The sequence below is a fragment of the Echinicola jeungdonensis genome (assembly GCF_030409905.1).
GTDB classification, from domain to species: Bacteria; Bacteroidota; Bacteroidia; order Cytophagales; family Cyclobacteriaceae; genus Echinicola; species Echinicola jeungdonensis.
On record NZ_JAUFQT010000002.1, the window covers coordinates 776378 to 787890 of the forward strand.

At 37.8% G+C, this 11513-nt stretch carries 15 protein-coding genes and 1 riboswitch; of the genes, 14 read left to right on the top strand and 1 reads right to left on the bottom strand.

The annotated features are described in order from the left end of the window. The 13 genes from istB to QWY93_RS16615 all read left to right on the top strand — a co-directional run bounded on the left by istB (position 1) and on the right by QWY93_RS16615 (position 10276). Positions 1-723 (top strand): IS21-like element helper ATPase IstB, encoded by a 723-nt coding sequence (gene istB, locus QWY93_RS16555; RefSeq protein ID WP_290249529.1) that lies wholly within the window; start codon positions 1-3, stop codon positions 721-723. A 547-nt stretch (positions 724-1270) separates the two neighbouring features. Then, a complete protein-coding gene (locus QWY93_RS16560) occupies positions 1271-1798 on the top strand; it encodes a M56 family metallopeptidase (RefSeq protein WP_290249530.1) in 528 nt (175 codons plus the stop codon). A gap of 100 nt (positions 1799-1898) precedes the next feature. Next, a complete protein-coding gene (locus tag QWY93_RS16565) occupies positions 1899-2276 on the top strand; it encodes an energy transducer TonB (protein ID WP_290249531.1) in 378 nt (125 codons plus the stop codon). Positions 2277-2554: 278 nt separating this feature from the next. Further along, positions 2555-2659, top strand: coding sequence for a 30S ribosomal protein THX (locus QWY93_RS16570; RefSeq protein ID WP_290249532.1), 105 nt, complete (start codon positions 2555-2557; stop codon positions 2657-2659). Positions 2660-3032: 373 nt separating this feature from the next. Then, positions 3033-3142, top strand: a riboswitch (SAM riboswitch). Positions 3143-3538: 396 nt separating this feature from the next. Then, on the top strand, positions 3539-4594 hold the full coding sequence (gene metX, locus QWY93_RS16575; RefSeq protein ID WP_290249533.1) for a homoserine O-acetyltransferase MetX: 1056 nt from the start codon (positions 3539-3541) through the stop codon (positions 4592-4594). Between the two features lie 162 nt (positions 4595-4756). Further along, complete coding sequence (locus QWY93_RS16580) at positions 4757-5146, top strand: VOC family protein (protein ID WP_290249534.1); 390 nt, start codon at positions 4757-4759, stop codon at positions 5144-5146. Positions 5147-5355: 209 nt separating this feature from the next. Next, positions 5356-6246 (top strand): cell division protein FtsX, encoded by an 891-nt coding sequence (locus QWY93_RS16585; RefSeq protein ID WP_290249535.1) that lies wholly within the window; start codon positions 5356-5358, stop codon positions 6244-6246. A gap of 1 nt (position 6247) precedes the next feature. Further along, positions 6248-6454 carry a DUF3098 domain-containing protein gene (locus QWY93_RS16590; RefSeq protein WP_290249536.1) on the top strand — a complete coding sequence of 69 codons (207 nt, stop codon included), beginning with the start codon at positions 6248-6250 and terminating at the stop codon, positions 6452-6454. Next, the gene (locus QWY93_RS16595; RefSeq protein WP_290249537.1) at positions 6455-7252 is read left to right on the top strand and encodes an undecaprenyl-diphosphate phosphatase; all 798 of its coding nucleotides are present in this window, start codon (positions 6455-6457) and stop codon (positions 7250-7252) included. 1 nt (position 7253) lies between these two features. Continuing rightward, the gene (gene truB, locus QWY93_RS16600) at positions 7254-7937 is read left to right on the top strand and encodes a tRNA pseudouridine(55) synthase TruB (protein ID WP_290249538.1); all 684 of its coding nucleotides are present in this window, start codon (positions 7254-7256) and stop codon (positions 7935-7937) included. After that, positions 7934-8860 carry a bifunctional riboflavin kinase/FAD synthetase gene (locus QWY93_RS16605; protein WP_290249539.1) on the top strand — a complete coding sequence of 309 codons (927 nt, stop codon included), beginning with the start codon at positions 7934-7936 and terminating at the stop codon, positions 8858-8860. Before truB ends, QWY93_RS16605 begins: the two co-directional genes overlap by 4 nt. A gap of 22 nt (positions 8861-8882) precedes the next feature. Next, positions 8883-9581 carry a CoA transferase subunit A gene (locus tag QWY93_RS16610; RefSeq protein WP_290249540.1) on the top strand — a complete coding sequence of 233 codons (699 nt, stop codon included), beginning with the start codon at positions 8883-8885 and terminating at the stop codon, positions 9579-9581. A gap of 35 nt (positions 9582-9616) precedes the next feature. After that, positions 9617-10276, top strand: a complete 660-nt coding sequence (locus tag QWY93_RS16615) for a CoA transferase subunit B (RefSeq protein ID WP_290249541.1) — start codon at positions 9617-9619, stop codon at positions 10274-10276. A 21-nt stretch (positions 10277-10297) separates the two neighbouring features. Here QWY93_RS16615 and QWY93_RS16620 read toward each other — a convergent pair whose 3' ends face one another. Next, the gene (locus tag QWY93_RS16620; RefSeq protein WP_290249542.1) at positions 10298-10723 is read right to left on the bottom strand and encodes a DUF2147 domain-containing protein; all 426 of its coding nucleotides are present in this window, start codon (positions 10721-10723) and stop codon (positions 10298-10300) included. A 335-nt stretch (positions 10724-11058) separates the two neighbouring features. On the opposite strand from QWY93_RS16620, the gene gldC reads away from it, so the two are divergent. Continuing rightward, the gene (gene gldC / locus QWY93_RS16625) at positions 11059-11403 is read left to right on the top strand and encodes a gliding motility protein GldC (protein ID WP_290249543.1); all 345 of its coding nucleotides are present in this window, start codon (positions 11059-11061) and stop codon (positions 11401-11403) included. Positions 11404-11513: the final 110 nt, after the last annotated feature.

The window sequence follows — 11513 nt, forward strand, 5'->3', positions numbered from 1 at the left end:
ATGCCCAATCCGATCGAAACACAACTTATCAAACTCAGGCTCCACGGCATGCGCCAAACATGGACAACGCTACAGGAGACCCGTAAAAACCAAAGCCTCTCCCTTGCCGAAGGACTTGAGCTTATGTTACAGGCAGAAGAACAGGAAAGAGACAACAGGAGGTTTAAAAGACTGGAATCCAACGCAGGGTTCCGTTACAAAGCTTCACTGGAAGAACTCTCCCTGGACAAAACCAGGGGCCTGGATGATATGCTCCTGGCAACCCTGGCAACCGGGGAATATATAACCAATGGGGATGCTGTACTTGTCACGGGGGCTACCGGCTGTGGAAAAAGTTACCTGGCCTCGGCCCTTGGCCACCAGGCCTGTGTGCATGGGAAAAAGGTCGCTTACTTCAACACCCAAAAGCTCATGATCAAAATCAAGATGGTCAGACTGGACGGCACTGCCATCAGGTTCTTTGATAAACTGGCAAAAACGGACCTGCTCATCCTCGATGACTTCGGCCTGACAAACCTGGATAAACAGCAACAGATCGATCTTATGGAGCTTATCGAAGACAGGCACGGTAAAAAATCCACTATTATTGCAAGTCAGCTCCCTGTCTCAAGCTGGTACGATGTCATAGGTGAGCCGACCATCGCAGATGCCATTCTTGACCGGTTGGTACACGCCTCCTACAGAATCGAGCTGAAAGGGGAAAGTCTCAGAAAAAAAATGTAAAATTGTCAGGCCATCTGATTATTAAACCAAACCTCTCCTAAAGAGGGGTCAATATGCCCGGAACAGGGGTCAATATCATCCGGAATATCCAGGTTTTCCTTAAAAACCAAAAAGTTTTTGGTTTATCAAGGATATTTTTATTAACGGCTCCTTTAATAGCGATGGTCATACCATTGCTTGAAATCCCAGTGTCATCTGACAAGCCAAATATTTCCCTTAAGAACAATGATTTTTTTAGAGCCCTAACCCAAACTGAAGTACGGAATGATATTATCGTCACTTATGGTCTTCCCGAATTTACTGTGCAAAGCACAAATCTTCCCCTTCTTCTAGAATGGAAAGATTATTTAATAATTGGTTATTTATGTGTTTTGATCTTTCTTTTGGGACGTTTCTCTTGGCATACCTTACAGCTCCGACAACTAAAAGAAAAGGGATGGTATCAAACATCTTTCCAACTTAAAGGTCAATATTTTTTAATCCCAACTTTTGGAATGGCCCCTGCTTTTCCTACTTCAACAAGTTGTTTTGGGATGATACAATAAAGGTGAGTGAGCAGGAAAAAGGACAAATTCTTTCCCACGAACTAGGCCATATCCACGAAGGTCATACCTGGGACTTATTGTTTTACCAGATTTTAACCATTTTATTCTGGTTCAATCCTGCCATTCATTCAATGCGTGCAGCTTTAATGGATGTACACAAATTTTCTGCAGACCAATATGCACTAAATCATTTATCCGATAGCCAATCTTATTCCATACTAGTGGCCAAAATGGCTTTGGAGAAAGCTGGTATTCCAATTGGTCATCAATTTGGAAAGCCTTCTACACTAAAAAGGATTGAAATGATCAAAAAAACAGGAAACATTAATTGGCTAAAAGTTTTTGGAGTAATACCTCTTTCTATTTTCCTTTTGGCTTTGGTTTCATTAAAACCAATGGATAAAAGACCTCTCCTTTCTTATCTCTTTCATCAACCAGTCTCTATAATAAAAAAACCAAATTTTGGCTGCACAGGATTCGGTAAAAGTTCCCGCCAAAATCAAAAGATTAAAGACACCTGTCCATTATGAATTTGTAAGTGCTTTAAGAAATGGGGTAGTGATAGCTCAGCTCGGAGAACTTCAATATGAATTTAGCCTTATAAAGGGATTATAAGAATATAAAAAAGTTTTGGAAATAATAGAGGTTTTCAAAAGTGAGCCTAAAAATGGAGCCAAATCCCATGATCATAACACATCAGGAATAATACCTCAAACAATATTCAACAATAAAACTTGGAAAAATTTCCTAAGTCAGAATCTTCATATCCCCATGGATGCAATAAAATGGGGCCAATTAGGAACTGTTGAGGTTGAATTTGTAGTGGACGAAAGGGGAAATTCTCTTCAACCCAGTATTCTGAAATCTGGAGGTTGGGGTAGGGATGAAGAGGTCCTACGTTTGTTTACCCTTGTGGATTTTCCAAAATTCAATACCAATCAGGATATTGGAGAGGAATTGCCTACCAAAATCATTCTACCCCTAAACTTTGACCAATTTACCCAGTAAGAATGGTTTCTGAATATTTATAAGGCCAAGAAAGTAAAAGATTAATTCAAATAAATTCCAGTAAAATACTTATTGGGTATTTGATTTTTTTTTATAAATAGATTTTGTTTATCGCATTTACACCAATTTTTTTTATACCTTATATGATATTTAAAAAATAAAATCAATCATTCCTTTCATTTATCCAACATTTCAACAATTTTAAAGTTTGGCAAATTGTTAGGTTACTATTACATTTGAAATTAGAATAATTAATTTAATCTTAACTAATTAAAGTAATGGGAAAAGGTGATTTGAAGACAAAACGTGGAAAAATCCATAAGGGAACCTTTGGAGCCAGCCGTCCAAGAAAAGCCCAAAACATTAAAGTTAAATTGGCTTAGGACGAGCAAAATAAAGAATAACTAATACTGAATAATCTCAAAATCAAGCACCAGGATGATACGACTGGTGCTTTTATTAATTTAGGGGAATTAGACCCATTGAAAGAATAATATACCCTACCCTTGAAATTGTAATATTTGCTTCCCACACCCCATAGAATTTATGATTTAACTTTTAGGGAACTTAAATGCCTGAAATTTTCAGAAATGAACAAACCACTCCATTGAATATTTTGGACTTTCAGGTATTCCCTATTGGATTTATAGGGAATAAAATTATCTTATTTTTTTATAAATCCCCTTTTGGAAGCTTGGATATTCAAAATAAGCGTCGTTTATTTGTGTCATCCTTTTACTTTTTAGAAAGTATAAGGATTTATACAGAAGAGGTGAGAGACAGGCTCATGGACCCTCTGGCAACCTGGAAAATCCAAGGTGCCAATTCCTGCCAAATGTGAATATCCTCATTTGGAAATATAAATTCTTAAATATGAATTTTATAAAAAGGATCAAGCACACAACAAAAAATTCACTCCAAAACATTTCATTTAATTATTTCTCAACATTTTACCCAAAAATGTATGAAGTAATGCTGATGCCCATGCGGTTCTAACCCAGGAACCGGAATGCCTTTGGCATTTCAAGCCTTTTCCAGTTTCTAAACAAAATATTCAAAATCAACCAATGGAATTTCCTTACCCTTTTGAAAATATATTTCAGTTAAAAGCAAAGAACCAAATAGTAATTGAAGGGGCTTTTTATAAAATTTTACTGGAGAATGGACTAATACCCATTAATATGGCCTGTGAATTTCATAGGACCATTCAAAAAGACATCAGAGCGGAATTATAAACCGCTTTTGAAAAAGAAAGGAAACACATGAATTTACAATCTACGTATCTTATTTCCGATATGACCCAAGAAGTATTTCACTGTGATGAAGAAGTGGTGCTTGAATCCGGGGAATCCCTTCCGGAATTCCGGATCAGCTATACCACTCAAGGTCACCTGACACCACAAAAAGATAATGTGGTGTGGATTTTACACGCCCTTACCGGGGATGCCAATGTACATGAATGGTGGAGTGGACTAGTAGGAGAAGATAAATTGTTTGACCCTACCAAAAATTTTATCGTATGTGCCAATATTTTGGGCTCCTGTTATGGATCAACTCAACCAATGAGCATCAATCCGAAAACAGGGAAACCATATTATTATGATTTCCCCCAACTATCTACCAGGGACATGGCCATGGCTTTTGAAAAGTTGAGAGGCCATCTTGGGATCAGAAAAATAGATACGATAATAGGAGGTTCTTTGGGTGGCCAAGTAGCTTTGGAATGGGCTTACAACCTTCAGGAAAAAGTGAAAAACACTGTTATTGTTGCCTCCAATGCCAAAACTTCACCCTGGACCATAGGTTTCAACGAGGCACAGAGGATGGCCATTGAAGCAGATGGGACCTGGGGCGAAAACCATGAAGATGCTGGGAAAAAAGGTTTGGAAGCAGCCAGGGCTATTGGAATGTTGAGTTATCGGCACCACCAAACTTTTGAAGCATTTCAAAAGGATACAGAAGAAAAAACAGACAATTTTAAAATCTGCTCCTACCTCAGGTATCAGGGTCAAAAGCTGTCTAACAGGTTCAATGCTCTTTCTTATTGGACTTTATCAAAAGCAATGGATAGTCATGATTTGGGAAGAAACCGGGGAGGAACCGCCAAAGCCCTATCGGAAATAAAATCCAGGGTGTTAGCCATTGGAGTGGATACCGACCTTTTATTTACAAAAGAAGAGTCACAGTTTATTGCCAAAAATGTACCAAAAGGTTCATACAGGGAAATCAAATCGATTTATGGGCATGATGCCTTTTTGATTGAAAATGAACAGATTAACTATATACTTAAATCATTTAATCTGGAAGACAATTCTTGAAATTTCCAGAAAGCTAATAATTAATTACCTTCAATTAATGATCAAAGAGGATTATCAGTTTGATAGCTTCAAAGAGGAATTGGAGTGAGTGGATCCAAAAATTAAGGTAGAGAATAAGGATTTCAACCATTGAAATAAGCGATGTTTTCCCTAAATTAAATTATGGATTATACACAAATAAAAGAAACCTGCCTATATATATCCGATATTGAAAAAGCCAAAACATTTTATAATGGAAAATTAGATATGCCTGTCATTTCTATTGAAGATGGCAGGCATATTTTTTTTAGGTGCGGAAGCTCCGTACTTCTTTGTTTCATTCCGGAAACTACAGCTAATGAAACCCATCTCCCTCCCCATTTTGCCCATGGGAAGCAGCACATTGCTTTTGAGGTAAAAGCGGAAAATTATTTAAAAACCAAATCTAGCCTGCTGGAAAAGGGAATTAAAATCACACATGAACAGGATTGGATGGATGGTTTAAAAAGTATTTACTTTGAGGATCCATTTGGACATGTTTTGGAAATTGTTCCCAAGGGGATTTGGGAATAGTTTCCCTTCTTCAAATAGTCGGCCCTGATTTTTATTTAACCCCCTTATAAATAATGACTTAATCAAACTCCCAGAAGGAAAAATTAGAAATCAACAAGATATTACCCCTATCACCGTTATTTGTAAGCGTATATCTTCCTTTCAATTTACTTCAATAAGATTGGTTAAATTGGGATCGCTGATTAATTTTGGAACAATTCAAAAAGCCCATGAGCAGCACTTCAAGAAAAAAGAAAAGATTAGGAAGCTTTAAATTTATAAGCGTACTTTTTAGTACTACGCTATCCCTTTTCATTGTTGGACTTTTCGGAGTAATTGTAATACAGGCAAAATCTCTTACCAGCATTATTAGGGAAAATATTGAAGTGCAAGTATTTCTGAATAAAAACACTTCGGATGCTGATAAGGCAAAAATTGGAAAAAGCTTAGAGTCCAAACCCTATTTACTACAAAAAGAGGATGGTGCCCAAGTGGCTTTTATTTCAGATGAAGAAGCAGCCAAATCCTTTCTGGAGGATACCGGGGAAGATTTTACAGCCTTTCTGGATGATAACCCTTTACGGGATTCCTATACAATTTCTATTAAGGAGGAGTATCAGACCAGTGAAAAAATGCAGGAAATAGTAGAGGAAATTGGGGATATGGATGGTGTATTTGAAGTCACTTATATGAATGATCTGGTAGAGTCCATCAATAAAAACCTGCTGAAAGTAAGTATTGTCCTTGGTGCTTTCATTTTGATATTGGTGGTGACAGTAATAATATTGATTAATAACACTATTCGACTGGCCCTTTTTTCCCAAAGGTTTCTGATCAGAAGTATGCAGTTGGTAGGTGCAACCAAAGGTTTTATCCGAAAACCATTTTTAGGAAGATCTTTCTTTTTTGGGGCTTTGGCAGGATTAATTTCTTCGGGCCTTCTTTACGGTTTGATCGAATATACCAAAGCCAATATAGACGGCTTTGCTATCCTCCAAAATAATGAAATGCTGTTCATCTTATTTGGCGGTTTGATTTTATTGGGAGCCATTCTTTCATTTTTTAGCACCTTGCGTGCAGTAAACAAATATTTAAACATGACATTGGACGAATTATATTAAAATGGATCAAAACAACCTTCCTTTCTCTAAAAAGAATTATTTATTGATGATCATTGGCATTGTTATTATCACCATTGGATTTTTGATCATCAGTCTTGATGGCCATCCCCATGGCTTTGGGCCAATGGGTTTGACGATAGGGCCCATCATTACATTAGCAGGTTTTATTTTTGAGTTTTACGCCATTTTTTACAAATCAGAAAAATAAATGACCATTTTCGAAGCTATTATCCTTGGCATTATCCAAGGATTGACTGAGTTCCTTCCGGTTTCCAGTAGTGGCCATATTGAGCTGGGAACTTTCTTACTGGGAGTATCCGCTGCAGACAATTTATTATTTACCGTTGTGGTTCATGCTGCGACGGCATTGAGTACGGTATTTGTTTTTAGAAAGGACATTGCGGCAATAATCAAAGATTTGTTCAAGTTTGAATGGAATGAGGGCACCAAGTTCACCTCCAAAATCCTCCTTTCAATGGTTCCAATTGGCATTGTTGGAGTTTTTTTTGAAAAAGAAGTGGAAGCATTCTTTGGTGGGAAAATCATTTTTGTGGGAGCTATGTTATGGGTTACAGCCTGCCTATTGACATTTTCCCATTATGTCCATAAAAAAGAAGGTGAAGTCTCCTTTTCCAAAGCTTTAATAATTGGTCTTGCTCAGACCATTGCCATTTTACCTGGAATCAGCCGGTCAGGATCAACCATAGCCACAGCCCTTTTGATTGGAGTGGAAAAGGATAAAGCCACCAGGTTTTCTTTTTTAATGGTCCTGTTACCTATCCTGGGAGCTTCCGCCCTGAAAATGAAAAAATTTATAGAAGCTCCTGCTATTGCAGAAAGTATTTCAGGGGCCGTTTTGGCATTTGGATTCCTGGCTGCATTTTTGGCAGGTTTGGCTGCTTGTATTTGGATGATTAATATTGTAAGGAAAGGAAAGCTAATTTATTTTGCAGTTTATTGCGCTATAGTTGGCAGCATTGCCATTTTAGGTGGATTATATATATAAGATGGACCAAAAACCCTACGGAGAAGTATTTCTAATCAACAAACCTTACCGGTGGACTTCTTTTGATGTAGTCAAAAAAATCCGGAATACCCTTAAAATAAAAAAAGTAGGCCATGCCGGGACATTGGATCCCCTTGCCACTGGTTTATTAATCATTTGTGCAGGAAAGAAAACCAAAAGCATCAATGATTATATGGGCATGGAAAAGGAATATACCGGCACCTTTGTTTTGGGCAAAACTACCGCATCTTTTGACCTGGAACAAGAAATTGAAAATGTTGCAGATCCCTCCCATCTTACCCTGGAAGAAGTTAAAAAAGCTTCACAAAAACTTACCGGGGATATATTACAAATCCCCCCGGCCCACTCTGCCATCAAAAAAGACGGAAAAAGGGTTTATGAATCCGCTAGAAAGGGAAAAGAGGTTAAATTGGATCCACGTCCAGTAAAAATTTCTTTATTTGAGATCACCCGTTTTGAACTTCCGGAAATAGATTTTAGAATTATTTGTTCCAAAGGAACTTATATTAGAAGTATCGCAAGGGATATAGGTGAAATCTTAAAAGTTGGGGCATATATGTCCGCACTCACCAGAACAAGGATAGGAAATTTTAAATTGGATGATGCCAATGAGGTGATGGAATTAGTTGACAAAATAAAATCCGAAAAAACCCAGGATCAATGAAAATATACGAAGGCCTAGAACATTTTAAGCCTGTAAATAATGCGGTAGTTACCAGTGGTACCTTCGATGGAGTCCATTTGGGACACCAAAAAATACTGGCAAGAATCCGGGATATTGCCAATAAAATAAAAGGGGAAACGGTATTGATCACTTTTTGGCCCCACCCCCGATTAATACTTTACCCTGAAGAGCATAACCTGCGTTTGCTGACAACCTTTGAGGAAAAAGCAAAAATGTTGGAATCATTTGGTGTGGATCATTTGGTGACTATACCTTTTACCAAGGAATTTTCCCAGTTGACCGGGGAAGAATTTGTCCAGCAAATATTGGTCGAAAAGATTCAAACCAGGAAGTTGGTTATTGGTTATGATCACCGTTTTGGCAAAAACCGGGAAGGCAGTTTTGATCATCTCCAGGCCAACAAGGAAAAATATGGGTTTGACATTGAAGAAATCCCAAGGGCCGATGTAGATCATGTTGGAATTTCAAGTACCAAAATCCGGATGGCCCTGGAATCAGGGGAAATCCAGGTGGCTAATGAATTTTTGGGCAGGGAATATGAAATCAATGGGATTGTTATCAAAGGCCAACAAATAGGAAGGTCAATTGATTTTCCCACGGCCAACATCCATGTACCTAGTAATTATAAATTGATCCCCAGTGATGGGGCTTATGCAGTCCACATTAAAGTAAAGGATGAAATTTACCAGGGAATGCTTAATATAGGCAACCGGCCCACCGTGGATGGATTGGAAAAAACCATCGAAGTTCATTTATTTGACTATGAGGGCAATCTTTATGATCAGCAAATCACAGTTTATTTTAAAGAATTTTTGAGACCGGAAAGAAAATTTGCAAATTTAGATGAATTAAAAGCCCAATTGGAGAAAGACAAGCAAAAAGCAAAGCAAATTTTTAATTAATTTCTTAGCCAAAACAAGGAACATGATCAATAAAACAGTAAAAAATGCAGAAGAAGCTGTTCGGGATATTCCCAGCAATGCAGTTTTGATGTTGGGTGGTTTTGGCCTTTGCGGAATTCCTGAGAATTGTATCCAAGCCCTTTTGGAAAAGGACATTTCCGGTTTGACCTGCATTTCCAACAATGCTGGCGTAGATGATTTTGGCATTGGATTGATGCTGGTCAAAAGGATGGTCAAAAAAATGATCTCCAGCTATGTTGGCGAAAATGTAGAGTTTGAAAGACAATTATTAAGTGGAGAACTGGAAGTAGAATTGATTCCCCAAGGCACCCTGGCAGAAAGAACCCGGGCAGGAGGAGCCGGCATTCCAGCCTTTTTCACTCCTGCAGGCGTAGGAACGGAAGTGGCAGCTGGAAAAGAAATCAGGGAATTTGACGGAAAATTATACATTTTAGAAAGATGGCTAAAGGCAGACTTTTCATTGGTAAAGGCATGGAAGGGAGATACAGCAGGGAATCTCATATTTAAAGGAACAGCAAGGAATTTTAACCCCATGATGGCAGCTGCAGGTAAAATCACAATAGCTGAAGTGGAAGAATTGGTTCCTGCGGGGGAATTGGATCCCAATCAAATCCATACCCCTGGGATTTTTGTCCAGCGGATTTTCCAGGGAAGGGATTATGAAAAACGGATAGAAAAAAGGACTATCCGGGAAAAATAAAATTTCCATTTTTAAGCAACTTTAAATCCAAAATAATGCTCAATAAGGAACAAATAGCACAGCGCATTGCCCGTGAAATAAAAAATGGCCAATATATTAATTTGGGAATTGGAATTCCCACCCTCGTGGCCAATTATATTCCCGATGAACTGGAAGTTGTGCTTCATTCTGAAAATGGGCTTTTGGGCGTTGGCCCCTTCCCTACCGAGGACAAAGTGGACCCTGACCTGATCAATGCCGGAAAACAAACCATCAGCATGGTCAAAGGTTCAGCACTTTTTAATTCGTCAGATTCCTTTGCAATGATCCGGGGAGGCCATGTTGATCTTACCATATTAGGGGCCATGGAAGTTTCCGAAAACGGGGATATTGCCAACTGGAAAATACCAGGAAAGATGGTCAAAGGAATGGGGGGTGCCATGGATTTGGTAGCTGCAGCCCAAAATATTATTGTTGCTATGCAACATTGCAGCAAATCCGGTCAATCCAAATTATTGAAAAAATGCACCCTGCCTATTACTGGGATTAAATGTGTCAATAAAATTGTAACGGATTTGGCTGTGTTAAAGGTTTTGCCTGAGGGAGGTTTCAAACTTTTGGAAAGAGCTCCAGGGGTAAGTATCGAGGAAATCCAATCTAAAACAGAGGGAAGACTGATCGTCTCTGGGGAAGTTACGGAAATGAAATTGGTTTAATTGGAATTTTCAAGAATCACCTCATTTTTCAACTTTTGTCCAATAAACAGAACGGCCGAATGCCGGCAAACCTAAATATCCCCTAACTTCTATGGTTAATGTATCCTTTACTTTGATCTGACAATTATAGGTTGATCCACTTTGGGGATCATACAACTTCCCCCCTTCCCAATTACCATCTTCATATTTTAATCCCCAGACTATAGGAATTCCCAATATGGGCCTTTTACGGAGATTAGGATTTTTGTTATTTTCATCAACTTTTGTTTTTCCACTTTTCAAGGAATCTTTAAGCCAAATAATTTCACCAAAATATCCTTGTTCATTTTTTGAAAATCCTATCAATGCAGCTTTTTCCTCGGTGTACCAAGACCCTAGGATAAAATCCGCTGGCGGGTCATTTGATAAACCTGTCAAAATAAATATCAGTTTTATTATTAAATGCATAAGTTTTACTTTTCTGGATTAATTAACTGGAAAGTTTCAAAAGTGTTTAAGCTGAGTCCCTGGAATATTTCAAACAACCCAATTCTGGGCTTAAATGACTTTAACGAGTGGTTAATTTATGTCATTGGTATAGTTCTATTTAGTAAATGGGGCAACTCAATTATCCTAATCAAAATCTTGTATACTTGTTTGGCCTTATTATTCTTTTCTATTCTTATAAGAAGGAAAATTATTCTTTGCGATGAAAAATGGAAGTAGGATTAGTTTTAATTTAAAACTTCATGAACTCCCCAATTTGTTTACTATTTTTGCAGTTTATTATCCAACATTGCATTATGAAAAACTCTGAGATAAATTTTAAAGTAAACCTGGACGAAAAAAATCTTCCAAAATCCATTGAATGGGATGCCACTGATAAGGAAAGTGAAGGTGCTGAATCTACTAAAAGCATTAGTTTAAATATATGGGACAACCTAAATCACAGTACCCTAAGGATTGATCTTTGGACTGAGGATATGTCTATGGCCGAAATGAAAAGGTTTTATATAGATATTTTGGGAGGTATGGCGCAAACTCTCCTAAATAGTACCGGAGATGAATATATGTCTGAGGAAATTAAGGATCTTTGTGACCGTTTGGTAACCCATGTAAATGAAGAAAATAAGAAAGGAAATAAATAAAGCATTATTTTAACTACATTCTCCTCGAAGGCAACCACCAAAATGGTTGCTTTTTTTTTGATTTCTTCCTATTCATTTGCTGATTTTATTTCTTTTACTGGGACAGCTTA

Bases quoted from the DNA above. Each gene is read 5' to 3' on its own strand.
- QWY93_RS16570 (WP_290249532.1), top strand. From the start codon at position 2,555: ATGGGAAAAGGTGATTTGAAGACAAAACGTGGAAAAATCCATAAGGGA.
- gldC (WP_290249543.1), top strand. From the start codon at position 11,059: ATGAAAAACTCTGAGATAAATTTTAAAGTAAACCTGGACGAAAAAAAT.
- metX (WP_290249533.1), top strand. From the start codon at position 3,539: ATGAATTTACAATCTACGTATCTTATTTCCGATATGACCCAAGAAGTA.
- truB (WP_290249538.1), top strand. From the start codon at position 7,254: ATGGACCAAAAACCCTACGGAGAAGTATTTCTAATCAACAAACCTTAC.
- istB (WP_290249529.1), top strand. From the start codon at position 1: ATGCCCAATCCGATCGAAACACAACTTATCAAACTCAGGCTCCACGGC.
- QWY93_RS16590 (WP_290249536.1), top strand. From the start codon at position 6,248: ATGGATCAAAACAACCTTCCTTTCTCTAAAAAGAATTATTTATTGATG.
- QWY93_RS16580 (WP_290249534.1), top strand. From the start codon at position 4,757: ATGGATTATACACAAATAAAAGAAACCTGCCTATATATATCCGATATT.
- QWY93_RS16615 (WP_290249541.1), top strand. From the start codon at position 9,617: ATGCTCAATAAGGAACAAATAGCACAGCGCATTGCCCGTGAAATAAAA.
- QWY93_RS16620 (WP_290249542.1), bottom strand. From the start codon at position 10,723: ATGCATTTAATAATAAAACTGATATTTATTTTGACAGGTTTATCAAAT.
- QWY93_RS16585 (WP_290249535.1), top strand. From the start codon at position 5,356: ATGAGCAGCACTTCAAGAAAAAAGAAAAGATTAGGAAGCTTTAAATTT.
- QWY93_RS16610 (WP_290249540.1), top strand. From the start codon at position 8,883: ATGATCAATAAAACAGTAAAAAATGCAGAAGAAGCTGTTCGGGATATT.
- QWY93_RS16595 (WP_290249537.1), top strand. From the start codon at position 6,455: ATGACCATTTTCGAAGCTATTATCCTTGGCATTATCCAAGGATTGACT.
- QWY93_RS16605 (WP_290249539.1), top strand. From the start codon at position 7,934: ATGAAAATATACGAAGGCCTAGAACATTTTAAGCCTGTAAATAATGCG.